The sequence below is a fragment of the Gordonia sp. UCD-TK1 genome, from assembly GCF_001691435.1.
Classification (GTDB): Bacteria; Actinomycetota; Actinomycetes; order Mycobacteriales; family Mycobacteriaceae; genus Gordonia; species Gordonia hongkongensis.
The window spans coordinates 165,667-192,323 of sequence record NZ_LZMP01000013.1 but is presented as its reverse complement, the minus strand read 5'-3'; the positions used below and the strand labels follow the sequence as shown (position 1 = coordinate 192,323).

Genomic DNA, 26,657 nt, shown 5'->3' with positions numbered 1-26,657 from the left:
GGCGGACGGACCGGGCAACCCCGGTCCCGGAGTCGGGCGTCAGAGGAGAATACCCGGATTGCACACACCGTCGGGATCGAGCGACGCCTTGACCGACCGCAACGCGTCCAGGGCCAGGGGCCCGATCTCGTCGTGGTACGCGTCACGGTGATCCCGCCCGACCGCGTGATGATGGGTGATGCTGGCACCGGACGCCCGGATCGCGGAATTGGCCGCGACTTTCGCCGCCCCCCACTGCGCCAGCGGGTCGTCGGCGAACGGTGCGACGACCGTGAAGTACAGCGAGGCACCYGACGCGTAGACGTGACTCACGTGGCACATGATCAGCGGCGGCGTACCCGAGGCAGTGAGCGAGTCCGTCAGCGCGGCCGTCACCGCGGCGCGCACGTCGTGCAGCCGCGACCAGAACGCGACGGTCTCGAGCGTCTCGACCAACACCCCGGCATCGAGCAACGGGTCGCGAAGGTACGGTCCCGCGAAACGTCCTGTCCGCCAGGCCTCTCCGGGACCCTCCCCCAGCGCCCCGCCACCGGCGTCGATCAACACCGACGATGCCGCATCGCGTCGCCGCGCCACCTCGTCGGCCGCACCCTCGTACCCGGCGACGACCAGACACCCGCCGCCATCGCCATCACCATCGCCCTCACCGCTCCCGGCGCCGGCGTCATCCGGCCCGCTCGCTTCGCTCCCGGCGCCGGCGGGATCAGCGAGATTCAACGCCGTCTCCACCTCGTCGGACAGCCGGAGCACCGTCGGCAGGGGACCGTCCTGGGCCAGCCGACGGAGAGCTGTCGCGCCCTTGGCGAACGAGGCGAACCGCCAGGCGTCGAAGACGCGGGTCGTCGGGGCCGGCCGGATACGGATCTGCACGCTCGTGATGACACCGAACACGCCCTCCGACCCGAGGACCAGCTGACGCAGGTCGGGTCCGGCCGCCGACCGCGGCGCGGTACCGAGTTCGACGGTTCCGCGCGGAGTCGCCAACACGAGGCCCTCGACCATCTCGTCGAAGCGCCCGTATCCGGCCGACGACTGGCCGGCCGAGCGAGTGGCGGCATAGCCACCGATCCCGGCGCCCTCATAGGACTGCGGGAAATGACCGATGGTCCAACCCTTCTCGCGCAGGAGCGCCTCGGCCGCGGGTCCGCGCAGACCGGCCTGCAGGGTCGCCGTCCGGGAGATCTCGTCGATCTCCACCACGCGGTCGAGGCGGCGAAGGTCGAGACTGATCACGCCGGCGAGTCCGGCGCGGTCCGGCGTCAACCCACCCACCACGGATGTCCCGCCGGTGAACGGCACCACCGCGATCCGTCGCTCCGAACACACCCGCAGGATCGCGACCACTTCGTCGTGGTCGCCCGGGTACACGACGAGGTCGGGCGCGTCGTCGGCGTCACCCGCGCGCAACCGCAGGATGTCCGGGGTGGAGTACCCGCGCGTGTGCTGCACCCGTGCCGCGTCCGCGTCGGAGACGTGGTCGGCGCCGACGACAGCCGAGATCTCTTCGCGGACAGCAGCATCGACCGTCGACCGAGCCGGCGAGATCGTCCCCGGGTCGACGCCGGCGTCGGCTTTCCGGTCCCCGGCCAGCGCAGCCGCGGCGCCGGGCAGTTCGGCCGTGCGCGCCGGGGCTCCCCAGCGCGGCCGAAGCATCCCCACGACGGGGATCGCGGTTTCGTCGGACACGTGCTCGCCGGTCATCGGACCGGGCCCGGCCGGTTGCCGCCCGTCGGCGCGCCACCGCTCTCGGTGTCGTCTCGGACGATCGCCCGGACGACCAGTTCGGCGATCTGCTCGTCACTCAGGAAGCTGTCGGGGATGAGCATGAGGGAGTAGATGGTGCGCACGAGGAACTCGGCGGCCCCCCGCGGGGTGGGGAACAGCTGGTCCCCGATCTCGGGTTCCAGATCGGGCAGGGCCTCCGACACGATCTGATGGATGAGCGTGGGCCCGGCCGAATCGTTGGTGGCGACGAGCGCGCGGACCACTTCCTCCGGCTCCTTGCGCAGCACGTACTGCAACGCGTCGTGGTTGCGGATGTAGGGCAGCACGTTCACCACCTGCGCGTGGATCTTGCCCGCCGCGTCGGGCGCGGTCGCCGACCACTCGATCAACTTGACCCGCAGCAGCGACACCTCGCGTTCCACGATGGCCGTGACCAGCGCTTCGCGGCCGCCGAACATCCGGTAGGCGGTCGCCCGCGCCACCCCGGCGTGCCGGGCCACCGACGTCAGACTCAGCGTCTTGGCCCCGAACCGGGACACCAGCCCGACTCCGACATCCACCATGCGGTCACGATCCATGCGAAAACCGTAGCGAATCAGGACGAGGCGGGAACCGTCGTGGTGGTCGTCGTGGTGGTCACGGCGTTGCCCGGTGCGGCGTCCTCGGTGGTCGGAGGCGTCGTGGTGATCTCGGCGGGGCCCTCCGGCTCGGATGACGTCGAAGGCGCCGACGGGACAGGCGCCGGTGACGTACGGCGGACCGAAGGCGTCGTACGCGCCGGCTCCGGCGTCTCGGCGCGCGCGGTGATCGTGGTCTGCCGGTCCACGCGGTCGGCACCCGCACCGCCGCCGAGGCAATGGACGACGAAGGTCCTCGGCACATTCGGATACACCGACGCCGTGAGAACCCCACGCGCCCCCGGCCCCATCGTGGTGGCGGCGACGGGATGGACAGCGCCGCTCGGTGTGAGGGTGCATTCCACCGCCGGATTGCGCGTCGCATTGTTGTAGAGACTGATCTGCAATCGGGTCCCGTCGACGCGGTACGAACACCCGGGGATCGGTCCGGAACCGGCGAGCGGTCCGCAGTTCACACTGGGCGACGCCGCGGGCGACTCCGAGTCGACAGCCAGAAGCGTTGCCGCCGTGGCGAAAGTCAGCGATCCGCCGATGGCAAGGCCGGCGACGAACTTGCGCATGGCGATGTCTCCTCGGTTGCGGTCGTGCCGGGAACGCGTCGTGTATCGGGGGGCGTCATCGTCGGCGACGACACGTCCAGGCTACGCGCCGACCGGCCCGTACGCGGTCTCATCGGCAGCAATCGGCGGGCGATGGCGACCCCACCGAGACAGAGGAGTCCCCCGACGATGCCGACGCCGGTGGGCAACTCGTCGAGCAGCGCCCACGACAGGACGATGACGATCGCGGGGACCACGAGGGTGGTGGCCGCCATCGCACTCGCGTCGGTGCGGGCCAGCGCATAGGCCCACGTGGAGAACGCGATCGCGGTCGGCCCGACCCCGAGGTAGATCACCGCCCAGATCGCCCCCGGCTCGGCGCCGGACAGTTCGGTGACGGCGACGGGGGCGAAGGGCGCGGTGGCCACGAGGCCGGCTACCGCGCCCAACCAGGTCGCGGTCAGCGCATCGACGGTACGTAGGGCCGACTTCTGGATCAGCACCCCGGTCGCGTACAGAACCGCCGCGCCGACCCCGAGTACGATGCCGAGCCAGTCGGCGTGCGCGTCCGCGGTGGCGGACCCGCCGGCGGCGATCAGCACCACACCGGCGAAGGCGATCGTCATACCGATCACGAGATGACGCGGAAACCCCTCTCCGAGAAACAGTCCCGCGGCGACGGCCACGAGGATCGGCGCCAGGTTCACCAGCAGCGCCGCGGTCCCGGCGTCGAGGTGGCGTTCGGCCCAGTTCAGCAGGACGGTGTAGCCCGCGAACCAAGCGACCCCGTACGCCGTCACCAGGGCGAGCGCACGGCCGCGCGGTAGCAGCGGACGGGCCGACGCCCCGGTTGTCCGTGCGCGCAGACGTACCACCATCACGATGAGCGTCAGCGGGATCACCGCAGCCAGCAACCGCAGGAACGCCATGGAACCCGGTGAGAACGTGTCACCGAGCGCGCGGATGCCGATGAACGCCGACGCCCACAGCACGACGGTGACGACGGCGGCCAGAGCCGGCAGGGAAGCGGTGGCGGACCCAGCCGATGCCGGTGTCGGGCGCGAGGACATGTGTTCCAGATTCACTCATCCGGCACTTCAGGACAAGTGAATACTTGTTCCGAACATTTCAGCGCCGCTGCACAGTTGCCGCGGTATCGTCGCCCCATGGTCGACATCCACCGCCTTCGGGTTCTGCGCTCGGTCATCGGCGAGCAGTCCATCGGCGGAGCCGCGGCCTCGCTCGGATACACGCCGTCAGCGGTCAGCCAGCACATCGCCACCCTGCAGCGCGAGACCGGGTTGTCGCTGGTGGAGCGAGACGGTCGCGGCATCGTACCCACCGAGGCCGGCACCATCCTGGCCCGCGAGTCCGACACCGTCTTCGAGCAGATCGCCCGTATCGACGGTCTGATCTCGGAGCTGCGCGACGGCCGGCTCGGTCAGCTGCGCATCAACTACTTCGCCTCGGCGGGCGCCACCTGGATCCCGCCGATCGTCGCCACCATCTCGCGCGAATTCCCCGGATTGCGATTGGATCTCCGCCTCATCGAGCTGATGGGCCCGTCGTCGGCGGCACCCGACATCGAGATCTATGTCGAGGACAGTCAACGCCCGTCCGCGGACGTGGCCGGGTTCGTCGGACGCCGGCTGACCACCGACCCGTATTCCGCTGTCGTACCCGTGGATTCAGCATGGGCGGCGCTGGAGTCGGTGACCCTGCGCGAACTGTCCCAGGTCCCGTGGGTCGACAACGACGTGGCGCGGGGACCCTGCCGGCAGGCAGTGCTCGACGCATGTACGTCGGTCGGTTTCGTACCCGACTTCAGCGTCGAGACCCAGGACTATCCGACCGCGATACGGTTCGTCGCGGCCGGGGTCGGACTCACCGTCGTCCCCCGGCTCGCGCTCGTCGACCTGCCGCCCGGCGTCACGGCAGTTCCCATCGTCGACCCAACGCCCGCACGCGAGGTGCGGGTCCGGGTACGGCAGAGCGGACTCGACCTGCCGCCCGTCCGACGAGTGCTCGAGATGCTCGACGCCGCCGTCGCGCAGGGGTTTTCGTGATCAGCCGAGCTTGCGCAGGCGCGGGGCGAGGTCGCGTTCGAAGTTCTCCAGGAACCGCTGCTGGTCGTGCCCGGGGGCGTGGAAGACGAGGTGGTTGAGCCCGGCGTCGGTGTAGAACTTGACCTTCTCGACGGCCTCGTCGGGGTCGGAGGAGACGATCCACCGCTTGGCGACCTGTTCGATCGGGAGCTCGTCGGCCAGCCGCTCCATCTCGGTCGAGCTGTTGACGCTGTGCTTCTGCTCCGGGGTCAGCGACAGCGGGGCCCAGAAGCGGGTGTTCTCCAGCGCCAGTTCAGGATCGGGATCGTAGGAGATCTTGATCTCGATCATCTTGTCGATGGTGTCGACATCGCGCTCGGCCTTTGCCGCTCCTTCGGCGACCGCGGGCAGCAGCTTCTCGGTGTAGAGCTCGGGCCCCTTGCCCGAGGTACAGATGAAACCGTCGCCGGCACGGCCCGCGTAGCGTGCGACCACCGGCCCGCCGGCGGCGACGTAGACCGGGATCGGTTGCTCGGGAATGTCATACATGTAGGCGCCCTGCGTGTGGTAGTACTCGCCGTCGAAGTTGACCTCTTCGCCGGTCCACAGTTCGCGCATGAGTTTGATCGACTCGCGCAGGCGCGCGAAGCGTTCCTTGAACTCCGGCCACTCTCCCTGGAACCCGGTCGCGTACTCGTTGAGCGCTTCGCCCGTGCCGACACCGAGCATGATGCGTCCGGGGTAGAGGCAGCCCATCGTGGCGAAGGCCTGCGCGATGACCGCGGGGTTGTAGCGGAAGGTCGGGGTCATGACCGAGGTGCCGATCTGCACGCGCTTGGTGCGCTCGCCGACCGCCGCCATCCAGGCCAGCGAGAACGGGGCGTGGCCGCCGTTGTGCCGCCAGGGCTGGAAGTGATCGCTCACCGCAACCGAATCCATGCCGTGCTCTTCAGCCGCGACCGCGATCTCCACCAGCTCGCGCGGATCGAACTGCTCCGCCGATGCCTTGAAACCGAGCTTGAGTTCTGCCATGTCCATCGCTCCTTCGCCACCGGCCCTCACCCGCCGGCGCGGGCCGGTCTGCGGAGTCGGCCCCATCGTCGTGTGACCTCGCATACCAACGTAGAGCATGCGGACAGACGCCGACGTCGGGAGCCGGACGGGACCTCAGCCGGCCGGGGCGACCCAGCATGTTCGCACTCGGGATTCCTCTGGCAGCGAACAAGCTGGACCTCAAGTTGGGTTTAAGTTCTACCGTGGACGGCATGAGTATGCAGTCCGTGGCCTGGGACATGATGTACAAGTCCTCCACCCAGCCCAGCAGCAAGCGATTACGGGGCGACCGCCGGGTGACACTTCGCCGTATCGGTGGGTTCGCCCGACCGCACCGACGCCGGATCGGATGGTTCCTCCTGCTGTCGGTCTTCACCGCGGTGCTGACCGTCGTGACCCCGCTGTTGGCGGGTCGCGTCGTCAACGTCATCACCGAGAGCGGCTCGGAGATGATGATCGTCGGACTCGCGGTCGCCATCGCGCTGATCGCCGTCGCCGAGGCCGCCGCGGGAATCGGGGTCCGGTGGCTGTCGGCGAACATCGGGGAGGGTCTCATTCTCGACCTACGGCGAGCTGTCTTCGACCACGTGCAGCGGATGCCGATCGCGTTCTTCACCCGCACCCGCACCGGGGCCCTGGTGAGCCGGCTCAACAACGACGTCATCGGCGCCCAGCGGGCATTCAGCGACACCTTGTCCGGCGTCGTGTCCAACATCGTCACCCTCACCCTGACGCTGGGCGTCATGATCGCGATCAGCTGGCAGATCACGTTGCTGGCGCTGATCCTGCTGCCGGTCTTCGTGATACCGGCGCGGCGGATGGGCCGGCGCATGGCCGCGCTCTCCCGCGAGGCCGCCGAGCACAACGCCCGCATGTCCACGCAGATGACCGAGCGCTTCTCCGCCCCCGGCGCCACGCTGGTGAAACTGTTCGGGCGCCCCGATCTCGAGTCGCGCGAGTTCGCCGACCGCGCCGACCGGGTCCGCGACATCGGCGTACGGCGGTCGATGTTGCAGGCGTACTTCATGACGACGCTGATGCTGGTGTCGGCGCTGGCCCTCGCCCTGGTCTACGGGCTCGGCGGATGGCTTGCGGTACAGGATCATCTGTCCGCGGGCGCGGTCGTCTCACTGGCCCTGTTGCTCACCCGGATGTACGCGCCGCTCACGGCCCTGGCGAACGCACGCGTCGAGATCATGAGCGCCCTGGTCAGTTTCGAGCGCGTCTTCGAGGTCCTGGACCTACAACCCCTCATCGCCGACGCACCCGACGCGGTACCGGTGCCCGGCACCGAGAGCGGGCGGCCCGTGCCGGTGTCMGTCCGATTCGACGACGTGTCCTTCGCCTATCCGGCGGCGGACAAGGTGTCGCTGGCATCGCTGGAAGAGGTTGCCCAGCTCGACAATCGGGCCGGCACGACGGTCCTGCACCATGTCGACCTCGATGTCCCGGCCGGCAGCATGGTGGCTCTCGTGGGCAGTTCCGGTGCCGGCAAGTCGACCATCGCGAGTCTCGCGACCCGCCTCTACGACGTCGACGAGGGCTCGATCCAGCTGGCCGGAGTCGACATCCGGAAACTGCAGACCGCATCGGTCCATCGAACCGTCGGTCTCGTCACCCAGGACGGCCACCTCTTCCACGACACCATCCGGGCGAATCTCGTGCTCGCCCAGCCGAACACGTCCGATGACGAGATCTGGGACGCACTGCGACGGGCTCGGCTCGACGAGCTGGTCGGCTCACTGCCCGACGGACTGGACACCGTCGTCGGCGAACGCGGGTACCGGCTGTCCGGCGGTGAGCGCCAACGCATGACGATCGCCCGTCTGCTGCTCGCACAACCGTCGGTGGTCATCCTCGACGAGGCGACCGCGCATCTCGATTCGACGTCGGAGGCGGCGGTCCAGGCGGCGCTCGGCGAGGCCCTCGAGGGACGGACCTCGATCGTCATCGCGCACCGGCTCTCGACGATCCGGGCCGCCGACGAGATCGTCGTACTCGAAGCCGGGCGTGTCGTCGAACGCGGTGATCATCCGACGCTCCTGGCGCGCAACGGACGCTACGCCGAGCTCTACCGGACGCAGTTCGCCGAGGACGACCCCGAGGACTCGGATTCGCTGACGGCGTGACCCTTCGTGACGCGGCCTCCGCAAGCTCCGCCCGCTCCTCAGGGAGCGGTGGCAGACGCGGCCCGGTTTCCTGCTCCCTGAGGTGCGAACGAAGCGAGCCCAACCACCGCTCCCTGAGGAGGCCGGAGCCTGCGGAGGCCGTCACGAAGGGTCTCGCAAGGTGTCTCACCAGGCCCTTCGTGGCTCGTCGCTAGCGCTCCTCGCACCTCAGGGAGCATAGGGGGGGCGTCGCTAGCGCTCCTCGCACCTCAGGGAGCATAGGGAGGGCGTCGCTAGCGCTCCTCGCACCTCAGGGAGCAGGGGTGAGCTCAGTCGTCGAGGTCGTCGAAGTTGTCGATCAGGCCACGGCGCCGGGGGCGATCGTTGGTGTCCTTGACCCGCTCACCGAGGCGGCGGCGGAGCTGCATGGCGATCAGCACGACGTTCACGATCACCACGGCGATCCCGACGGCCACCCAGAACCACCGGCCGTCCTGCCACCAGCCGACCGTCAGCCAGCCGATGCAGAAGATGAGGATGGTCGCGCCGACGATTGTCAGCGTCATCGAGAACGTCTGCGCGCTCCGCGAGAAGTCGGGGCCGGTGGTCACGATGATCTCCTGCAGTGGTGGACAGCTGATGGTCGCGGCCGCCGACATGGGCAGAGTGCCGTTGTGGAGCGCAGGTCAGGACTGGATCACCATGGCAACCGCGACGAGGACGGCCACCACCACTATCGCAGCGACCACGAGCATGACCTGCGCCGGCCCCGGCATCTCGCCGCCGGTGGTCAGCGCTCGCGTGGTCCGTCGCCACCGCCAGGCGCCGAGGACCGCCAGCGAGGCACCGAGTCCGACCATCACGACGCCGAGCGCGACGTCGACCATCGGCGTCGTCTCGTCGGGAGCGAGGTAGACCACCGCGATACCGGCCGCCATGAAGCCGAGTGCGGTCCGCACCCAGGCGAGCAGCGTTCGCTCGGCGGCGAGGGTGAATCGGGCGTCCACTGCGCCGGGCGGTCTGGTCTCCAGCTCGTCGGCGTACGACTGCCCCGGGTTCACCGCATCCGGAGTCGCCGGGTTCGGGGCACCCGCCCCGTCAGCCGGCCCGTTTGCCCGTTCGCTCGTCAGTGCTCTTGCCCTCTCGGATCGCTTCGGCGGCGAAGGCCGCGGTCACCTCGACCGCGTCCAGGGTCTCCGGGTGGCGGGCGCTCAACACCGGGAAGGCGTGCACCTGCCATGCGTAGAGGTGCGCCACGGCCGTGACGCCCGCAGCGTCGAGCGACTCGACGAGGTCGATGACGTCGGGCTCGAGCATCTCACCTTCGGCCGCGACCAGCACGGTCGGCGGGAACGAGGTGAGATCGGCGTCGGCGATGCGGCGCACGCCGGTCAGCTGGACGGGCCCCTGGTCGAACTGGGGCGCCAGCCGGGCCATCTTCGACTTGGGCAGATAGGCGTCGGATCGACTCGAACGGTCCGGGTGGACCCCCAGGTCCATGTCGAGGAGCGGCGAGAACCCGATCAGCGCCGTGGGTGTGGGCAGGCCGCGGGCTGCGGCGGCCTCGACCACCTTCGCGGCCAGGAAACCGCCGGCCGAGTCACCGGCGACGATCACCCGTCGGAAGCCACGCTCGTTGATCAGCTCCGCGTAGGCGTCGACCGCGTCCACGACGGACGTCCCGACACCGGCCTTCGGCAGCTGCCGGTACTCGAGTGCGAACACCGGCACCGCACACGCCCGCGCCATCCGCGCGGCGATCGATCGGTGGGTGCCGAGCCCGCAGACCACGAAGGCCCCGCCGTGCAGGTAGAGCATCGCGGTGTCGCCGTCCCGGCGGGACGGTCCGACCGGCATGATCAGCTCGGCGGGCCGCCCGGCGAGGACCAGCTGCTCACGGACCACGCCGCGGGGTTTGGGTCCAACGGCAAAGATGCGGTCGATGAGGAACAGCCCCGCCAGCCCCYGCTTGTTGACCGGCCACAGCGCCAGGGTCGGTTTCAGCAGCGCACGCGCACCGAACCAGATGGGGAACGACCGCAGGCTCGGCCGACGGTGATGAACGATGGGCATCAGATTCCTCCTGTGCCCGAACGTACACCCCGGGAGCGTCCGTTTCAGTCCGTTCGTCGGGGTCGCCGTTCATGGTGTCGAGGTCGTTCGGTCACCTTCGTCGGCTATATTCTCGGACTCGTGACCAAATCGCGGATGCGCCCGGCAGGTGCCGTTTAGGTGCCCATTCCACCTCAATTCCTCCTGTCTGCACAGGCAGACCCGCCGCGCACCCTCTGCGACGTGCTCACCGCCACCGCGCGTGCACACCCGGATGCCGCGGCCATCGACGACGGCGAGATGACCCTCACCTACGGCCAGTTGCTGGCCGTGGTCCGCCGCACGGTCGCACGTCTCGGCGAGGTCGGCGTCGGGCGGGGAAGCCGGGTCGGCATCCGGATGCCGTCGGGGTCGCGGGACCTGTACGTCGCGATCCTGGCGACCCTCTATGCCGGCGCCGCGTATGTGCCGGTCGACGCCGACGACCCGGACGAACGCGCCGAGCTCGTCTTCGGCGAGGCCGAGGTCGACGCCATCGTCGACGCCGACGGACCCCGTTCGACGAAACCGGCGTCGACGCCCGCGCAATCTCCTGCCCGCCCCACACCCGACGACGACGCGTGGATCATCTTCACCTCCGGTTCCACCGGCAAGCCGAAGGGCGTCGCGGTCACCCACCGCAACGCGGCGGCGTTCGTCGACGCCGAGGCGGCCATGTTCCTGCCGGACGCCCCGATCGGCCCGCACGACCGTGTCCTGGCCGGACTGTCGGTCGCGTTCGACGCCTCGTGCGAGGAGATGTGGCTGGCGTGGCGCAACGGCGCGTGCCTGGTGCCCGCACCGCGCTCGCTGGTCCGCAGCGGCATGGACCTCGGTCCGTGGTTGGTGGCGCGCGACATCACGATCGTGTCGACGGTTCCCACGCTGGCATCCCTGTGGCCGCCGGAGGCGCTGGAAGCCGTGCGGCTGTTGATCTTCGGCGGCGAGGCCTGCCCGCCCGAGCTCGCCGACCGGCTCGCCGTCACAGGTCGCGAGGTGTGGAACACCTACGGCCCCACCGAGGCGACGGTCGTGGCGTGCGCCGCCCCGCTGGGCGGCGACGGCCCGGTCCGTATCGGATTGCCGCTGCGCGGTTGGGATCTCGCGGTCGTCGATGCCCAGGGCCAACCGGTGGCCGAAGGCGAGGTCGGCGAACTGGTTATCGGCGGCGTCGGCCTGGCGCGCTACCTCGATCCCGCGAAGGACGCGGAGAAGTACGCACCGATGCCCACGCTCGGCTGGGAACGCGCCTATCGCAGTGGCGATCTCGTGCGCCTGGACACCGCCGGCCTGTTGTTCATGGGCCGCGCCGACGACCAGGTGAAGGTCGGCGGACGGCGCATCGAACTCGGCGAGATCGACAACGCTCTGCAGAACCTGCCCGGCGTGAGCGGAGCCGCAGCCGCGGTCCGCAAGTCCGCGGCTGGCAACAGTCTGCTCGTCGGCTATCTCGTGTCGGCCGATCCCGGCTTCGACGTCGCCGAGGCGCACGCCGAGCTGCGGCGACAGCTGCCCGCCGCGATGGTCCCCACCCTCGCCCTCGTCGACGAATTGCCTACGCGCACTTCGGGAAAGGTTGATCGTGATGCGCTGCCCTGGCCCCTGCCGGGCAGCGACAGACCAGTGGATGACGACGTTGAACTCAGCGAGACCGAACTGTGGCTGGCACAGCTGTGGACCGACGTCCTCGGCATGACCGTCTCCAGCCCGGACGTCGACTTCTTCGCCGAGGGCGGTGGATCACTTGCCGCGGCCCAGCTCGTCACCGCGGTCCGGGAACGCTACCCCGACATCTCGGTGGCCGATCTCTACGACCGTCCGCGTTTGGGCTCCATGGCCGAGATGCTCGACGCCCGCCGCCCGACGTCGAGCATCGATGAACGCCTCGTCGAACCGACCCCACGCTCGGCCGGGCTAGCGCAGCTCCTGCTGACCATCCCGCTGACGACGCTCACCGGATTGCAGTGGGCCACTTGGCTCGGCGTGGCGAACAACGTGGCGCTGCTCGTCGCCGACCGGATGGATCGCACGGTCGAGTGGCTGGTCGAGATCAACTGGTGGGTCCTGCTCGCGGCGTTCCTGATCTTCATCACCCCGCCCGGTCGCATGTGCATCGCGGCGCTCGGTGCGCGGGTGCTCCTCGCCGGGGTCGCTCCGGGCGTTCATCCGCGGGGCGGGAGCGTCCACGTCCGGTTGTGGGTGGCCGAGCGACTCCTCGACGCCAGCGGTGCCGCCAACCTGTCCGGTGCGCCGTGGATGATCTACCTCGCGCGGGCTCTCGGGGCGTCGATCGGGCGCGGCGTCGACCTGCACACCATCCCACCGGTGACCGGACTGCTCACGGTCGGGGACGGCGCGTCCGTCGAACCCGAGGTCGACATCTCCGGATGGTGGATCGACGGCGACGACGTCCACATCGGCGAGATCGCCATCAAACGCGGCGCGTCGATCGGCGCCCGGTCGACGCTCACCCCTGGTGCGGTCGTCGGACGTGACGCGGTCGTCGCCCCGGGTTCGGCGGTGTTCGGGCGGGTCAAGGCCCGGCAGCACTGGGCCGGGTCGCCCGCGGTGAAGATCGGCAAGGCCGAGCATCCCTGGCCCGACCACCGGCCCCCGCGGGCGACGTGGTGGGTACCCATCTACGGACTGTCGTCGTTGGGGCTCGCCGCGATCCCCCTGCTCTCGCTGGCCTCGGGCCTGGCCGTCATCGGCGCCTGGGCGCTGACCGCGGACCGGTTGCGCGACGTCGGGATCCGCGCGCTGATCCTGTTACCCGTGGCCACCGTGACGAGCCTGTTCGTGTTCGCGGCGATCACCGCGGTCCTGGTCCGGCTCGCCTCGATCGGGCTCCACACCGGGTATCACCCGGTCCGGTCCCGCGTCGGCTGGCAGGTCTGGATCACCGAACGCCTCCTCGACGCGGCCCGCACGTATCTGTTCCCGCTGTATGCCAGCCTGCTGACCCCCACGTGGTTCCGCATCCTCGGCGCGAAGGTCGGCGAGGGAACCGAGATCTCGACCGCGCTCGTGCTCCCCCGATTCACCACGATCGGCGACGGCGCCTTCCTCGCCGACGACACGATGGTCGCGTCGTACGAACTCGGCGGCGGCTGGCTGCACATCGACGAGGCGAAGATCGGCAAGCGCTCCTTCCTCGGCAACTCCGGCATGACCGGCCCCGGGCGCAAGGTCCCCAAGAACGGTCTGGTGGCCGTGCTGTCGGCGACGCCCGACCGGGCCAAGTCGGGCTCGAGTTGGCTGGGCAGCCCACCGGTCCGCCTGCGCCGCACCGCCGCCGAGATCGACACCTCGCGCACCTTCGACCCGCCGGCGACGCTCAAGGTCGCCCGCTCGCTGATCGAGACATTGCGCCTCGTGCCGGTCATGGTCTCGTTCGGGCTCGGCGTCGGACTACTGCTCGCGCTGCAGTACGTGGCCGTCCATGAGCACTACGGGCTCGCGGCAGCGGTGAGCGGTCTGCTCCTGCTGGTCGTCGGCGCGATCGCCTGCGTCACCGCGGCGGCGGCGAAATGGCTGGTCGTCGGCCGCATCACGGTGAGCGAACATCCGCTGTGGAGTTCGTTCGTGTGGCGGAACGAGCTGTCCGACGCCTTCGTCGAGACGGTCGCGGCTCCGTGGTTCGCCAACGCCGCGACCGGCACGCCGATCCTCAACCTGTGGCTGCGGATGCTCGGCGCGAAGATCGGCCGCGGCGTCTGGTGCGAGACCTACTGGCTGCCCGAGGCCGACCTCGTCACCCTCGGCGACGGCGCGACCGTGCAGCGCGGCTGCGTCGTGCAGACCCACCTGTTCCACGATCGGGTCATGGCCATCGACCGTGTCACGCTCGGGGCCGGCGCGACCCTCGGCCCGCACTGCGTCGCCCTACCGGCGTCCGGACTCGGCGACTCGGCGACCGTCGGGCCGGCATCGCTGGTCATGCGCGGCGACGTGGTCCCGGCCCACACCCGTTGGCAGGGGAACCCGATCGCTCCCTGGCCGCGCTGATCCGAAGGGACCGCATAACCGCAGGTCACAGCCCCTGCTCCCTGAGGTGCGAGGAGCGAAAGCGACGAGCCACGAAGGGTTGGCGACGCATCTCACCAGGACCCTCCGTGACGCTCGCAAGCTCGCTCCTCAGGGAGCAAAGATGTGACGCTCGCAAGCTCCGGCCTCCTCAGGGAGCAGTTAGAGGGCTCACTCCGGGCGCACCGGGCTCTTTCGTAGTTCCGGGTCAGACCGCGGGCTCCCCGGCGGCCGGCTGCTCGACCTTCTTGGGCAGCGTGAGCAGCGTGGCGATCGACAGCGCGACGAGCATGATGCCGCCGACCCAGGCCAGCACCTCGAGCGAGAACGCGGGCAACACCATCATCACGATGCCCGCGATGATCGCGATGATGCCGGAGAGGATCAGGAACCAGGTGGGTGCGTGCCCGGACTTGGTGATCGCGGCGTACAGGTCGGCAACTCCCTGGAAGATCCAGCCGATGCCGATGAACACGGCCAGCAGCCACACGGCGTCGCCGGGACTGAACAGCGCGATCACGCCGGCCAGCAGCACGATCGCGCCGACGATGCCGAGCATCACCCGGACCCCGGTGCTCAGGAACGACGCCGCGAAGGCCTGATAGATGCGGAAGATGCCGGCGATGATCAGCGAGATCGCGAACAGGATGGCGAGGACGACGATGGTCGGCCCCGGCCACAGGATCGCGACGACCCCGATCACGATGCCGACGATCGACGTGATGATGAGTGCCGTGCGGACGGCACCGACCAGTTCGTCGGGGAAGTGCTTGGTGTACACCGTGGCGAAAGTCATGGTGGGAGGTTATCCGGCACAGCAGGATCCGGCGCGCTATTCGCTCAGGAGCGGCACAAACCCGACCGCATCGCCGACGCAGATGAACAGCGGGGTAACAAGTAACGATGACCAACATCGCGTTCTTCGAGCCGATCTCCGACACCGGCCGGCCCGGCGCCGGTCTCCGATACCGGCCGACACCCTTCGCCGCCAGCCTGTGGGCGCCCGGCACCCTGAACGGTCCGGCGGTGTGCGGCCTCGCCGCGCGGGCGGTCGAGACCGAGTTCGGTGACGATGAGTTCGTACCCGCCCGGTGCACCATCGACCTCTTCAAGGCCGCGCGCGACATCGTCACCTCCACCCGGGTCCGAATCGTCCGATCGGGCGGACGAATCCGGGTCGTCGACGTCGACGTGGTCCAACACCCCGAAGGTGCGGATGAGGTGCTCGTCGCGCGCGGCACGACGGTGTTCCTGCGCACCTCGACCAACCCGCCCGGGCGGCGGTGGCATCGCCCCGCCGACGCGGTCACCTTCCACCCACCCGAGATCGCCTCCGACGACGACCTGTCCCCCCGGTTCGCCTCCGATGCCGCGGACGACGCCGTCGGTGAATGGGAGCGCGACATGGGCAATCACCAGAACGGGCACCGCAAACGGATGTGGTCGCGGGCCGCACCCATCGTGGCGGGCGAGAAGCTCACCCCGTTCCAGCGGGCGGTCGTCAGCGCCGAATCCGCGAGCCTGGTGTCGAACTGGGGCACCACCGGCATCGGATTCATCAACTGCGATCTGACCGTCGCCCTGAGCCGTCTGCCGTCGGGTGAGCGGGTCGGGGTCGAGGCCGACGTCCACATCGAGGACGACGGCGTCTCGGTCAGCAACGCCGGACTCTACGACGCCGACGGCATGTTCGGGACCGCGCTCGTGACCGCGGTGAACAACGCCGCCGCGCAGATCGACTTCACCACCGTGGACACCTCGGAGCGCTATCGCGAAGCCTGAGTTCGACACGACCGTTCGCGGTGGTCGGGCACCGTAGCGGACCTCACACATATCTCTCAGGTCTTGATAAGGTCACGGCCATGACACGGCGCCTCGCACGGCTTTTCCTGGGTCTAGTCGTCACCTTGCTCGCTCTGGCCCTGACGACGACCCTGGCCGCCTCCCCCGCCCACGCCGCCCGCTACGCCAACGGTCCGGCGACCATCGTCAACCGATTGACGGGGCCGTTCGCGATGAACGACACCATCGGACGGTTCAACATCGTCGGTACCGATCTCGGTGTCATGTGGGACAACGGCCGAGGTGAGATCCTCACGGCGTTCGGTGACACCCAGTCGTTCAACGGGTGGTCCCTCCTGTACGGCGAGCTCTACTACTGGCGGTCCAACGTCCTGCTGCGCAGCACGGACCGCCACCTGGCCGACGGCATGACGTTCACCTCGCACGCCGGCCGGCCGGGTCATGCCAAGCGCCTGCTCAAGCCGAACGTCCGCCGCGAGATCACGATCATCCCGACCGCCGGCGTGGCCGCCAACGGCAAGCAGTACATGACCGTGATGTCGGTCAAACGGTGGGATTCGCCCGGCATCTGGACCACCAACTGGGCGGGCCTCGTCTCCTCCACCGACAACGGCGAGAACTGGCGCTCGGTCGGTGCGTTCCGCCCCAATGGCGGCGGCAACAAGAAGTTCCAGATGGGCGCCTTCCTGAAGGTCGGCAAGACCGTCTACTACTACGGCACACCCGACGGCCGCTGGGGCGGTGTCTACCTCGCGCGCGTCGACGAGAAGGACATCGAGAATCTCGGCAAGTGGCAGTACTTCTCATACGGCCGTTGGGTTCCGAACAACCCCGACGCCGCCACCCCGGTGATGGGCGCCCCGACGGGCGAGATGTCGGTCCAGTGGAACGACTATCTGGGCAAGTACATCTCGCTGGCGAGCCAGGACGTCGGCGTCACCCTGCGCACCGCCGACAACCCCTGGGGCCCATGGACTTCCGGCGAGATCGTCGCACCTTCGGTGGACCCGTACACGGGTTACGCGCCGTACATCCACCCGTGGTCGAAGGGCAGCACCCTCTACTTCACCTACTCGGTCTCCATCGGCTATCAGGTGTACCTCATGCGTCTGCCGCTGCGGCGCGGCTGACCTCGACCACCGACATCGGGGCGATTGCCCCGTCGCTCTCGATGATCAACTGTCGGCGATGGTGAGCACGACCAGCGGGATGGGGCGGTCGACCTTGGACTGGAAGTCCGCCAGCAGTGGGTTGTTGGCCAGCACCCAGGCTGCGAACTCGTCGTAGTCCTCGCCTTCGAGCACCTTGCCGGTCCCCTGATGCGTATTGTTTCGGAACTCGATCCTGACCTGTGGATTCGCCTTGATGTTGTACCACCATGCCGGGTACTTGTCCTCGATGAACGAGCTCACGTACATGGTGTCGTCGCGGTAACAGGGCCCCAGTGGAACCGTGTGTGGCTTTCCGCTCTTGGCCCCGGTGGTGGTGAGCAGGATGAGTTCCGCGCCCGCGTAAGCGCCGCCCACCTTGCCCGCGTTCTCCCGAAACTCCTTGATCACATCATCGTTCCAGTTGGCGATGCCGCCCTCTTGTTCCCACGCCTGGTTCCACGGCGCGTTCGGATCGTCGTAGTCGGTGATGATGGTCTGATCGGGCTGTCCTGCGGTCGATTCGGTTTCACTCATGATCCGAGTGTGTCGTCGAGTTAGGACAGTTACGGTCCTAACTCAAATCGCTACGAAAACTCGTCCTGCCGCCTGTCGGTAGGTGACCCGCCGACACGTCGGGGCGGTTGACGTCCGTTTCCGGACCCAACCGCCCCGGCGCCTTCTGTTGTGCTCAGCTCTGGCCGAGCATCCCCTTCATCTGGTCGATCTCGGCCTGCTGGGTCCGCTTGACCTCCAGGGCAAGGGTTTTCGTCGCGGGGTCGACGCCGTCGGCGAGTACCGAGTCGGCCATCGCGATGGCGCCCTCGTGGTGCCGGATCATGCCCTCGAGCCAGAGCCGGTCGAACTCGGGACCGCGTGCGTCCCGCAAGGCGGTCATCTGGTCTGGGCTGAGCATGCCCGGCATGGCGGAGTGACCACCGTGGCCCATGTTCTCGTGGCCGTCGTCGAGGCCGTCGGTACTGACGCCCCAACTCTCCAGACGGTTCGTCATCTGCTCGATCTCGGCGTCCTGGGCCTTCTCGATCGTCGACGCGAGGGCGACCAGTTCCGCATTGTCCGTCCGGCCCTCGACGAGTTCGGCCATCTCCACGGCCTGGTCATGGTGTCCGATCATCGTCGAGGTGAACTCGACGTCGGCCTCGTTGTGGGTGGCCGACGCCTGAGCTTGCGTCGCCGCCGATGCCGAGGTGTTGGCGGAGGTGGCGTCGCTCGCCGTTTCGTCGGGTGAGCAACCGGCGACCGCGATGAGTGCCGCCGCGGCCAGGCCGACCCCTGACGCCGTCCGAATACGGCGCCGAGATGTGTTGTGTATGTACATGAGTGCATTCCTTGCTGCTGTCGGAGTTCCCGGCGGGCGCGACGCCGGCCGAGAGGGAGGAGAGATGACGACACGACGGACCGAGCGGTCCGCGGAGGTCAACTCAGCAGCGGATCACCTGTAGTTGCAGATGGGAGTACATGGCCCACGGCGGCGGACGACCCAGGATCGTCGTCCGACGGCGAGCGGTGTCGACGATCCGCGGAAGCGCCGCAAGCGACCAGAGCAGGAGAACGAGAACCACGGCCGGGAGATCGACGCCCGCCGCACGGATGAAGACGCAGTCGTGCGAGTGCTCACCACAGTCGTCGGTTCCGGTCATCTCCGGGGCTGAGGTCATCGTCGACGATGCCGTGAGCGCCGAATGCTCCGCATGGTGGGACATCCCGCTCTCGCCGTGTAATTCCGGCCCGCTCGCTCCGCTCCCGGCGCCGCCACCGGAAGGCCCGCCATGACCCGACACCACCGTGTGCATGAGCATCACGGCGAGAGCGAGCAGGAGAACGAGTGCGCGGCGCCGTACGACGCCGCCACGACCGGTTCTGCGGCGGCGGCTCACGGTGCCATATTAGGAGGTCACGATGCTGTCGTCGATGCCCTGGCGTCATCGGGACGCCGATCGTCTCCCGACTCCGACGCTGCATCCTCGGCGGCTCGGCGTCGTTGTCGTGGGATCAAGATCTTGCGATCGATGATCTGGTAGGTCGCGACCACCGCTGCGGCCAGCAGCCACCCGAGCACGATGTCGAAGATGTAGTGCTCGGCGGTGTACACCAGGGCGAACGCCATCGCGAGGGCGTAGCCCATGAACAGGGTCTTGCCGAGCGCCTTCACCCGCGGCCACATGAAGAGCGCGAGGAGCATCGTCAGACCCGCGTGCAGCGACGGGATCGCGGCCACCAGGTTGGACTTGCCCTGCCCGACCTCGACGAGGTTCGACGCCGCGTGGATGTTGAGGTACCCCCAGCCGCGCGCCGAGATCCGTTCGACGTAGGGATTGGCGTCCGGGTACTCGTTGTCCAGCGGCCCGAGCAGACCGCCGGGCTCCTGCGCCTCGGGCGAGTACATGCAGATCGGGTCGCGCGGGAAGTCCTGGACCTCGGCCGCGGTGCATCGCGCGGCGGCCCACGGCGGGGCGCCGGGGACGAGGGTGTACCCGACCAGGGCGAGGAAGGTCGTCGCCACGAAACACGCCGCGTAGCGTCGCCAGGCGGCGCGATCCTTCAGCCACAGCACGGCCGCGACGGCATACGGGATGATGAAGTACGACATGTAGACGATGCTGACGATGACCTCCCACCAGGGCGGACTCGCCTGCTTGAGGTTCTCCTGCAGCCATGCCGTGGGATTGACCCCACCGGTCAGCCAGGCGTCGAAATCGATCGCCAGATGCCAGTGGGTGGGCATGTCGACGATGCGCGCGACGTCGCGCGTCCAGTCGTAGAGGATCAGGATCAGCGCGAACGGCGCCCAGTCGATGAGGATCGTGATGAACTTGCGCCGGCCGATACAGGCAGCCGCGAGTCCCAGACACATCAGGATGATCAGGCGCGTGCGGTCGAAGGCCAGACCGTAGAGGGCGACGTGCACCGCCATCAGCACGATCCAGGCACCGATCGCGATGCGCCGGACCATCGTCAGATCGCGACGGCTCTCGGGATCGGCTTCCATCTCGGCGGCGGCGGCCAGGTCGTCGAGGATCGGTTCCACACCCGCGCGTCCGGTGTCGTCGCGGTCGGTGTCCTCACGACCGGTGGCCACCACAGAGTCCTTGGTGTCGGAGGTGGTCGTCTCGGCGCTCTCGCGCTCGTCGCGCTTGGAGGGTCTGCCCGGCTGCGGGACGCCCACCGTCTCGTCGACACTCACCCGACACAACCCCGCCCGTCACACCCCGCAGGGCAACCACCCACTTAAACTGCCGTCAGTGTAATGGCCATCTGTTGTTCGCGAGCCAAGCCGACGGCCAGGCATGTCGGATTTGAGCATTTCCGATGCCGCAAGCCCGGGCGAACGGTCTCCGCCAGCGGTTTTCGCCGGACGCCTCGCCGATCAGGGTGTTGTGGATCACACTGGAGGGCGTCGATCCCCTGAGGAGGTCTCGGTGCCCAATCGCTACCTGCGCTATGGCGACCAGCGCTACATCATCAACAAGGAGGCGGAGGCCCGTCTCAACCGCACCCTCGACGCGGTGTACGCCGACGGAACCCGCGGTCACGAGTGGCTGAACCTCTATCACGACAGCGCGGCACCGTGTCGACTCCTCATCGCAGCCGGGGTCCCGATCACCATCGAGACCGAGCCCTGTCTGGGCGACTGATCTCCCGTCGCCGCGGAGAGCCGGTTGAACGAGGGCGGCGTCCGACCCGGCGTGTCCCACTCATCGACGACGACGGGGGCGTCGGCGTGTCGGGGTGGGCCACTATCGTTGTCACATGCGCATCGGAGCCCATCTTCGCGAGGACGCCGACCCCTTGGCCACTGCCGCCGAGCTCGGGATCGATGTCTTCCAGATGTTCGTCACGGATCCTCAGAGCTGGAAGAAGCCGCAGCCGAACCCGCGCGCGGCGGAGTTCCGTGAGTCCGACATCGACGTCGTCGTGCACTCGAGCTACCAGATCAACGTCGCCAGTCTGAACAACCGGCTGCGGATGCCGTCGCGCAAGGCCGTCGAGCAGCAGGCCGCGGCCGCCGCCGAGCTCGGCGCCTTCGGGCTCGTCGTCCACGGCGGGCATCTGCGCGACGGGGAGGACAGCGCCGAGGGATTCGCCAACTGGCGCAAGCTGTTCGACCGCCAGGCCGACAAGGGCGGCTTCGGCGTCCCGATCCTCATCGAGAACACCGCGGGCGGCGATCACGCGATGGCACGCACGCTCGAGTCCATCGACCGTCTGTGGGAGGCCGTCGGCGACTTCGACCAGGCGGGCTTCTGCCTCGACACCTGCCACGCCTGGGCCGGCGGCGAGGATCTCATCGGACTCGTCGAGCGCGTTCGTCAGATCACCGGCCGGATCGATCTCGTGCACCTCAACAACTCTCGCGACGAGTTCGACTCGGGCCGCGACCGTCACGCCAACCTCGCGTCGGGCCACATCGACCCCGAGGTGCTCGTCGCGGTCGCCGAGGCGGCGGGCGCACCGGTCATCCTGGAGACGCCCGGCGACGGCATCCCCGACGATCTCGAGTACCTGCGCTCGGCGCTATAAGACGTCGATCACGACAGATTCCAGGCGGGCGCCGGCGGAGTCACCGGGTATGCGGCGACGTTCATGACGACCGTCCCGTCGCAGGGCCCGCCGTCGATCGTGGTCCGCCACACGCCCTTCAGCGTGCCGTCGCCCTGCGGGGTGTAGGTCGCGATCGACGTCGCCGGGCGCCACACCTTCGGCACACCGGCGCCCTGCCAGCAGTCCCATTCCCAGTCATAGCGGTGCACCCAGGATCCTGCCTCCCAGGTGTAGCGCGGCGGCTGCGGCAGCGTCGAATTCGCGGGTTTCGGCCCGTCGATCACCGTCGCCACGCACGTACCGCCGTCGCACGATGTCCTGAAGGTGTAGTCGTCGGAGAAGTCCGGCTCCGCCTGCCGGGCCGCGAGGCTCGTTCCGGTCTTCGAGGCGGCGAACCGCTTCAACGAATACACGCCGTCCCACGAGGGCGTCGCCGCGGCGTCTGCCGGGGCGACAGCCACCAGAAGTCCGGCGGCCAGGGCGACGATCGAGATCACGACGCTCACGAAACCTGTCGCACCGACACGTGCGGGTCCGATCACCAGTCTGCGCATTCGTTCATTGGAACGTACTCGCGGTTCCTGCGCCGGCGTTGCGGATTTCTCGGCGCTCCGGGTGCGCCAACCGGCGCAGATCACACATCTTCTGATTGATCCGGCGGGGATATGGGGCTATTCTAGGGTTACCGGCGAGTAACATAGCTCGGACCGAACAGCCCCCTCATCCGGCCGGTACGCGCACAACCGTGAGCGATCGGACCGGGTCGAGGACGCCATCGCAGACGGCCACACCAGACAAGGAACAACCATGGGCCATTACAAGAGCAACATGCGCGACCTGCAGTTCAATCTCTTCGAACTGTTCGAGCTCGACAAGGTACTGGAGTCCGGCGACTTCGGGGACCTCGACCACGAGACAGCCGTCGACATGCTGCGCGAGGTCCGTGCGCTGGCCGAGGGCCCGATCGCCGAGTCCTTCGTCGACGCCGACCGCAATCCCCCGGTCTTCGACCCCGACGAGCACACCGTCACGATCCCCGAGTCGTTCAAGAAGTCGTACAACGCCCTGGTCGAGGGCGGCTGGGACAAGATCGGCATCGCCGAGGAACTCGGCGGCCTGCCGGCCCCGCGCTCGCTGTACTGGGCCATCGGCGAGATGATCCTCGGCGCCAACCCGCCCGTGTTCATGTACGCCGCCGGCGCGGGCTTCGCGAACATCTTCTACAACAACGGCACCGACGAGCAGAAGAAGTGGGCTGCCATCTGCTCCGACCGCGGCTGGGGCGCCACCATGGTGCTGACCGAGCCCGACGCCGGTTCCGACGTAGGTGCCGGACGCACCAAGGCCGTGCAGCAGGAAGACGGTTCCTGGCACATCGACGGTGTGAAGCGATTCATCACCTCGGCCGATCAGGACATGACCGAGAACATCTTCCACCTGGTGCTAGCCCGCCCCGAGGGCGCTGGCCCGGGCACCAAGGGTCTGTCGCTGTTCTTCGTACCCAAGTACCACTTCGACTTCGAGACCGGCGAACTCGGCGAGCGCAACGGCGTCTTCGTCACCAACGTCGAGCACAAGATGGGCATCAAGGCGTCCGCCACCTGTGAGGTCACCTTCGGACAGCACGGCACCCCCGCCAAGGGCTGGCTCGTCGGCGACGTCCACAAGGGCATCGCGCAGATGTTCGAGGTCATCGAGCACGCGCGGATGATGGTGGGCACCAAGGCCATCTCGACCCTGTCGACCGGTTACCTGAACGCGCTCGAGTACGCCAAGGAGCGCATCCAGGGTGCGGACATGACCCAGATGACCGACAAGGCCGCACCGCGCGTGTCGATCACCCACCACCCCGATGTGCGTCGTTCGCTGATGACCCAGAAGGCCTACGCCGAAGGTCTGCGCGCGATCTACCTCTACACCGCGTCGCACCAGGACACCGCCGCCGCGAAGATCGTGTCCGGCGCCGATGCCGAGATGGCCCACCGCGTCAACGATCTGCTGCTCCCGATCGTCAAGGGCGTCGGCTCCGAGCGCGCCTACGGCACCCTCGGTCACGAGTCGCTGCAGACGCTCGGCGGGTCGGGATTCCTCCAGGACTACCCGATCGAGCAGTACATCCGTGACTCGAAGATCGACTCGCTGTACGAGGGCACCACCGCCATCCAGGCCCAGGATTTCTTCTTCCGCAAGATCATCCGCGACAAGGGCCAGGCGCTCGCGCACGTCGCCGGGCAGATCCAGAGCTTCATCGACTCCGAGGCGGGCAACGGCCGGCTGAAGACCGAGCGGGCACTGCTGAAGACGGCGCTCGACGACGTGCAGGCGATGGCTGCCTCGCTGACCAACGATCTGATGGCGGCACAGGAGAACTCGACCGAGCTGTACAAGGTCGGACTCGGTTCGGTCCGCTTCCTGATGGCCGTCGGCGACCTGCTCATCGGCTGGCTGCTCCTCCGCCAGGCCGAGGTCGCCCTCGCAGCTCTCGACAACGGGGCCTCCGACGCCGACAAGTCCTTCTACGAGGGCAAGGTCGCCGTGGCGAGCTTCTTCGCGAAGAACATGCTCCCGCTGCTCACCTCGGTCCGCGTCACCGTCGAGAACATCGACAATGACATCATGGAACTCGACGAAGCGGCCTTCTGAGCCCGACCATACTGAGAACTCCCACCGGCGAATCCGCCGGTGGGAGTTCTTCTTTGCGTCGAGCCCGCGCACATCGCGGCTCAGACCGGCGGTGCGGCAACTTCAGTCGATCACACTGAAGCAATAGCCGACCGGGCGCGGTTTCTCCGCGAAGTAGGTCCCGTCCGAGTCGGGACATTCGGGCTCCCCCGCAGCCTTGGTGTCCACGCGGATGTTCGTTCCGCCGGAAACCGGCGACCCGCAGTCGTTCTCACGAATGTCGGCGAGCGCGGTACCACCGGTCGCCGACGGGATGTAGTAACAACGGCCCTCCTGGTAGACCGGCGCCAGACAGAGCGCACCCTCCTCGCCCGCGACCCAGTAGCGCGAGTAGTTGGGACCGCAGAGCCCTTGCGTGATGGACTTCTCCGCGACGACGTAGTGGAAGTCGGTGTCGCCGCAGGACACCTCGTCGGCCTTGAGGGTCTCCGGCTCCGCCGTCACGACGATGCACTCGCCGGCGTCGACGTCACTGGTGTCGGTGACCCCACCTCCCTGCGCCGACGACACCAGCACCCGCGCCACGCCACCGGCGATCACGATCAAGAGCAGCACCCCGACAATTCCCAGCGCGACCCACAAACCGGTGCGCTTCTTCTTCGGTGGCGGCGGGAACGGCGGTCCGGGCGGGTACATCCCGCCCGGCATCGGACCCGGGTACTGGGGCCGACCGCCGTAGGGCACCTGGTTCGGCGGCGGTGCGCCGTAGGGCTGGTTCGGTGGCGGGTACCTCCCGTTCGGCTGGTACTGCCCGGGTTGCGGTTGTGGCCCGAATCGCGGGTCCCCCGGCTGGTATGGCGAATTGGTCACGCCGCGAACACTACCCGCGCGCCGGTGGCGTTACCGGACCGGCGGCCGAACCCGCAAACCCACCACTTTTCGGCATATCCACCCCGTCCGAAGGGGGTGGATATGCCCAAAAGTGGTGGGTTTGCGCAGCGGTCAGACCGCCTTCTTCCGCTTCCGCTGCCCGGCCCGGGCGGAGACCGCGGCACCGAGGAGGATCATCCGCATGGTGCGCTCGGCGGCGTCGGCGAGGAGCTTCTCTCCGTTGGCGACCGCCTCCGACAAGGGCATCGGCACCGTGATGATCGACGCGATCGCCCCGATCCCCACGTCGTGGACGGCGGGAGCACCGTGCCCGAGCGAACCCGCCAGCGCGACAACGGGCACACCCCGTAACTGGGCGCGGCGGGCCACCTCCGCGGGCACCTTGCCGCGGGGGGTCTGGAAGTCGATCGAACCCTCTGCGGTGATCACCAGATCGGCCTTGCCGATCCGATGATCGAGGTCGATGCCGGACAGCCCGGAATCGAGTAGTGCGTCGAACCGCGACCGCAGTTTCCCGCCGGCTGCCGCCAGGCCCGCACCGAGTCCACCCGACGCGCCGGACCCGGCCCCCTGCCGATAGTCGATGTCGGCCAGCCCATCCCGCTGCAGTATGTCCGCCCAGACGTCGAGCGCCGCCGACAGCGAGTCGACCTGTGCGGGCGTCGCCCCCTTCTGCGGCCCGAAGACGCGGGCGACGCCGCTCGGTCCGCAGAGGACGTTGTGCGGGTTGCCCGCGACCACCACTTCGGTCTCACGCAACCGCGGATGCAGGCCGGTGAGGTCCAGCGACGCCGCGCGCGCCAGTTCGTTTCCGCCACGCCCGATCTCGTGACCGTCCTGGTCCAGGACGCGCGCACCGAGCGCCTGGAGCGCCCCGGCCCCGCCGTCACATGTCCCCGAGTCGCCGCATCCGACGAGAATCGCCGACACCCCCGCGTCGAGTGCCGCGGCAATCAATTGTCCCACTCCGTAAGTGGTCGTGGCGCCGGGATCGCGCTGCCCCGCCGGAACGAGCGCCAATCCAGCGGCGGCAGCCATCTCGACGACGCCGATGCGGTTCCGACCGACGCCGACCTCGGCCCAGTGCGACTGCACCGGCTCACCGGTGGGGCCGCAGACGGTCAGCTCGTGGAGGCGCCCGTTGCCCGCGGCCGCCAGGATGCGCGCCGTTCCCTCCCCGCCGTCCGCGATCGGTGCGATGTCGACGCGCACCCCGGGGAGCGTGCGCCGCACCCCCGCGGCGATGGCGGTCGCCACGGACACGGCGTCGAGGCTCTCCTTGAAACCACTCGGGGCGACCAGGATTCGTTGCGGAACTCGGACGGACGTCGGCACTCCTGTTGATCGATCGGACAAGGTCTTGATGAGGAGACTGGAACTCGCACCCGGAGGCACATTCGGGACG

The 26,657-nt window shown here is 68.6% G+C and carries 24 protein-coding genes; 8 read left to right on the top strand and 16 right to left on the bottom strand.

Features of this window, described 5'->3' with window-relative positions:
- Positions 1-39: 39 nt before the first annotated feature.
- From A9310_RS09605 to A9310_RS09590, 4 genes are read right to left on the bottom strand one after another with little or no spacing between them, the layout of a single operon-like run.
- Positions 40-1,701: an FAD-binding oxidoreductase gene (locus A9310_RS09605; RefSeq protein WP_175401107.1), complete on the bottom strand. Its 1,662-nt coding sequence runs from the start codon at positions 1,699-1,701 to the stop codon at positions 40-42.
- Positions 1,698-2,303: a TetR/AcrR family transcriptional regulator gene (locus A9310_RS09600; RefSeq protein ID WP_065630369.1), complete on the bottom strand. Its 606-nt coding sequence runs from the start codon at positions 2,301-2,303 to the stop codon at positions 1,698-1,700. Before A9310_RS09600 ends, A9310_RS09605 begins: the two co-directional genes overlap by 4 nt.
- Positions 2,304-2,320: 17 nt before the next feature.
- The gene (locus A9310_RS09595; RefSeq protein WP_065630368.1) at positions 2,321-2,923 is read right to left on the bottom strand and encodes a hypothetical protein; all 603 of its coding nucleotides are present in this window, start codon (positions 2,921-2,923) and stop codon (positions 2,321-2,323) included.
- The gene (locus A9310_RS09590) at positions 2,881-3,972 is read right to left on the bottom strand and encodes a DMT family transporter (protein WP_065630453.1); all 1,092 of its coding nucleotides are present in this window, start codon (positions 3,970-3,972) and stop codon (positions 2,881-2,883) included. Before A9310_RS09590 ends, A9310_RS09595 begins: the two co-directional genes overlap by 43 nt.
- A 96-nt stretch (positions 3,973-4,068) precedes the next feature.
- Here A9310_RS09590 and A9310_RS09585 point away from each other — a divergent pair, with 96 nt between their 5' ends.
- Positions 4,069-4,968 (top strand): LysR family transcriptional regulator, encoded by a 900-nt coding sequence (locus A9310_RS09585; RefSeq protein WP_058249597.1) that lies wholly within the window; start codon positions 4,069-4,071, stop codon positions 4,966-4,968.
- Here A9310_RS09585 and fgd read toward each other — a convergent pair whose 3' ends face one another.
- Positions 4,969-5,979, bottom strand: coding sequence for a glucose-6-phosphate dehydrogenase (coenzyme-F420) (gene fgd / locus A9310_RS09580; RefSeq protein WP_065630452.1), 1,011 nt, complete (start codon positions 5,977-5,979; stop codon positions 4,969-4,971).
- 233 nt (positions 5,980-6,212) lie between these two features.
- Between fgd and A9310_RS09575 the strand changes: the two genes are divergently transcribed.
- A complete protein-coding gene (locus A9310_RS09575) occupies positions 6,213-8,129 on the top strand; it encodes an ABC transporter ATP-binding protein (RefSeq protein ID WP_065630451.1) in 1,917 nt (638 codons plus the stop codon).
- A gap of 308 nt (positions 8,130-8,437) precedes the next feature.
- On the opposite strand, the gene A9310_RS09570 is transcribed toward A9310_RS09575, so the two are convergent.
- The 3 genes from A9310_RS09570 to A9310_RS09560 all read right to left on the bottom strand — a co-directional run bounded on the left by A9310_RS09570 (position 8,438) and on the right by A9310_RS09560 (position 10,181).
- Complete coding sequence (locus tag A9310_RS09570; RefSeq protein WP_065630450.1) at positions 8,438-8,719, bottom strand: hypothetical protein; 282 nt, start codon at positions 8,717-8,719, stop codon at positions 8,438-8,440.
- A 75-nt stretch (positions 8,720-8,794) separates the two neighbouring features.
- Positions 8,795-9,169, bottom strand: coding sequence for a YidH family protein (locus A9310_RS09565; protein ID WP_065630367.1), 375 nt, complete (start codon positions 9,167-9,169; stop codon positions 8,795-8,797).
- Positions 9,170-9,206: 37 nt separating this feature from the next.
- Entirely contained in the window at positions 9,207-10,181 is a 975-nt protein-coding gene (locus A9310_RS09560) for an alpha/beta hydrolase (RefSeq protein WP_065630366.1), read from the bottom strand.
- 159 nt (positions 10,182-10,340) lie between these two features.
- Between A9310_RS09560 and A9310_RS09555 the strand changes: the two genes are divergently transcribed.
- Positions 10,341-14,207 carry a Pls/PosA family non-ribosomal peptide synthetase gene (locus A9310_RS09555; protein ID WP_065630365.1) on the top strand — a complete coding sequence of 1,289 codons (3,867 nt, stop codon included), beginning with the start codon at positions 10,341-10,343 and terminating at the stop codon, positions 14,205-14,207.
- Positions 14,208-14,433: 226 nt separating this feature from the next.
- On the opposite strand, the gene A9310_RS09550 is transcribed toward A9310_RS09555, so the two are convergent.
- Positions 14,434-15,021, bottom strand: coding sequence for an HdeD family acid-resistance protein (locus A9310_RS09550; protein WP_065630364.1), 588 nt, complete (start codon positions 15,019-15,021; stop codon positions 14,434-14,436).
- A 107-nt stretch (positions 15,022-15,128) separates the two neighbouring features.
- On the opposite strand from A9310_RS09550, the gene A9310_RS09545 reads away from it, so the two are divergent.
- Positions 15,129-16,007, top strand: coding sequence for an acyl-CoA thioesterase domain-containing protein (locus A9310_RS09545; RefSeq protein WP_065630363.1), 879 nt, complete (start codon positions 15,129-15,131; stop codon positions 16,005-16,007).
- A gap of 80 nt (positions 16,008-16,087) precedes the next feature.
- Positions 16,088-17,158 carry a DUF4185 domain-containing protein gene (locus A9310_RS09540; RefSeq protein WP_058252206.1) on the top strand — a complete coding sequence of 357 codons (1,071 nt, stop codon included), beginning with the start codon at positions 16,088-16,090 and terminating at the stop codon, positions 17,156-17,158.
- Between the two features lie 45 nt (positions 17,159-17,203).
- On the opposite strand, the gene A9310_RS09535 is transcribed toward A9310_RS09540, so the two are convergent.
- The 4 genes from A9310_RS09535 to A9310_RS09520 form a co-directional block, all read right to left on the bottom strand.
- Positions 17,204-17,713 (bottom strand): nitroreductase/quinone reductase family protein, encoded by a 510-nt coding sequence (locus tag A9310_RS09535; protein WP_065630362.1) that lies wholly within the window; start codon positions 17,711-17,713, stop codon positions 17,204-17,206.
- A 154-nt stretch (positions 17,714-17,867) separates the two neighbouring features.
- Entirely contained in the window at positions 17,868-18,515 is a 648-nt protein-coding gene (locus tag A9310_RS09530; protein WP_065630361.1) for a DUF305 domain-containing protein, read from the bottom strand.
- Between the two features lie 103 nt (positions 18,516-18,618).
- Positions 18,619-19,074 carry a hypothetical protein gene (locus A9310_RS09525; protein ID WP_065630360.1) on the bottom strand — a complete coding sequence of 152 codons (456 nt, stop codon included), beginning with the start codon at positions 19,072-19,074 and terminating at the stop codon, positions 18,619-18,621.
- A gap of 17 nt (positions 19,075-19,091) precedes the next feature.
- The gene (locus A9310_RS09520) at positions 19,092-20,363 is read right to left on the bottom strand and encodes a phosphatase PAP2 family protein (RefSeq protein WP_065630449.1); all 1,272 of its coding nucleotides are present in this window, start codon (positions 20,361-20,363) and stop codon (positions 19,092-19,094) included.
- Positions 20,364-20,616: 253 nt separating this feature from the next.
- Here A9310_RS09520 and A9310_RS09515 point away from each other — a divergent pair, with 253 nt between their 5' ends.
- Both A9310_RS09515 and A9310_RS09510 read left to right on the top strand, forming a co-directional pair.
- Positions 20,617-20,832 carry a hypothetical protein gene (locus A9310_RS09515; protein WP_065630359.1) on the top strand — a complete coding sequence of 72 codons (216 nt, stop codon included), beginning with the start codon at positions 20,617-20,619 and terminating at the stop codon, positions 20,830-20,832.
- A gap of 115 nt (positions 20,833-20,947) precedes the next feature.
- Positions 20,948-21,718: a deoxyribonuclease IV gene (locus tag A9310_RS09510; protein ID WP_065630358.1), complete on the top strand. Its 771-nt coding sequence runs from the start codon at positions 20,948-20,950 to the stop codon at positions 21,716-21,718.
- Between the two features lie 8 nt (positions 21,719-21,726).
- Here the strand turns inward: A9310_RS09510 and A9310_RS09505 are convergent, their stop codons facing one another.
- The gene (locus A9310_RS09505; protein ID WP_065630357.1) at positions 21,727-22,293 is read right to left on the bottom strand and encodes a hypothetical protein; all 567 of its coding nucleotides are present in this window, start codon (positions 22,291-22,293) and stop codon (positions 21,727-21,729) included.
- Positions 22,294-22,546: 253 nt separating this feature from the next.
- Between A9310_RS09505 and A9310_RS09500 the strand changes: the two genes are divergently transcribed.
- Positions 22,547-24,382, top strand: a complete 1,836-nt coding sequence (locus A9310_RS09500; protein WP_065630356.1) for an acyl-CoA dehydrogenase — start codon at positions 22,547-22,549, stop codon at positions 24,380-24,382.
- A 102-nt stretch (positions 24,383-24,484) separates the two neighbouring features.
- On the opposite strand, the gene A9310_RS09495 is transcribed toward A9310_RS09500, so the two are convergent.
- Both A9310_RS09495 and A9310_RS09490 read right to left on the bottom strand, forming a co-directional pair.
- Complete coding sequence (locus A9310_RS09495; protein ID WP_247450444.1) at positions 24,485-25,231, bottom strand: hypothetical protein; 747 nt, start codon at positions 25,229-25,231, stop codon at positions 24,485-24,487.
- A gap of 132 nt (positions 25,232-25,363) precedes the next feature.
- The gene (locus A9310_RS09490) at positions 25,364-26,587 is read right to left on the bottom strand and encodes a glycerate kinase (RefSeq protein ID WP_083207321.1); all 1,224 of its coding nucleotides are present in this window, start codon (positions 26,585-26,587) and stop codon (positions 25,364-25,366) included.
- Positions 26,588-26,657 lie beyond the last annotated feature (70 nt).

Excerpts from the sequence above, each read along its gene's own strand:
- A9310_RS09600 (WP_065630369.1), bottom strand. The coding sequence starts at position 2,303 with ATGGATCGTGACCGCATGGTGGATGTCGGAGTCGGGCTGGTGTCCCGG.
- A9310_RS09595 (WP_065630368.1), bottom strand. The coding sequence starts at position 2,923 with ATGCGCAAGTTCGTCGCCGGCCTTGCCATCGGCGGATCGCTGACTTTC.
- A9310_RS09590 (WP_065630453.1), bottom strand. The coding sequence starts at position 3,972 with ATGTCCTCGCGCCCGACACCGGCATCGGCTGGGTCCGCCACCGCTTCC.
- A9310_RS09585 (WP_058249597.1), top strand. The coding sequence starts at position 4,069 with ATGGTCGACATCCACCGCCTTCGGGTTCTGCGCTCGGTCATCGGCGAG.
- fgd (WP_065630452.1), bottom strand. The coding sequence starts at position 5,979 with ATGGCAGAACTCAAGCTCGGTTTCAAGGCATCGGCGGAGCAGTTCGAT.
- A9310_RS09550 (WP_065630364.1), bottom strand. The coding sequence starts at position 15,021 with ATGACTTTCGCCACGGTGTACACCAAGCACTTCCCCGACGAACTGGTC.
- A9310_RS09545 (WP_065630363.1), top strand. The coding sequence starts at position 15,129 with ATGACCAACATCGCGTTCTTCGAGCCGATCTCCGACACCGGCCGGCCC.
- A9310_RS09540 (WP_058252206.1), top strand. The coding sequence starts at position 16,088 with ATGACACGGCGCCTCGCACGGCTTTTCCTGGGTCTAGTCGTCACCTTG.
- A9310_RS09535 (WP_065630362.1), bottom strand. The coding sequence starts at position 17,713 with ATGAGTGAAACCGAATCGACCGCAGGACAGCCCGATCAGACCATCATC.
- A9310_RS09530 (WP_065630361.1), bottom strand. The coding sequence starts at position 18,515 with ATGTACATACACAACACATCTCGGCGCCGTATTCGGACGGCGTCAGGG.
- A9310_RS09510 (WP_065630358.1), top strand. The coding sequence starts at position 20,948 with ATGCGCATCGGAGCCCATCTTCGCGAGGACGCCGACCCCTTGGCCACT.
- A9310_RS09505 (WP_065630357.1), bottom strand. The coding sequence starts at position 22,293 with ATGCGCAGACTGGTGATCGGACCCGCACGTGTCGGTGCGACAGGTTTC.
- A9310_RS09500 (WP_065630356.1), top strand. The coding sequence starts at position 22,547 with ATGGGCCATTACAAGAGCAACATGCGCGACCTGCAGTTCAATCTCTTC.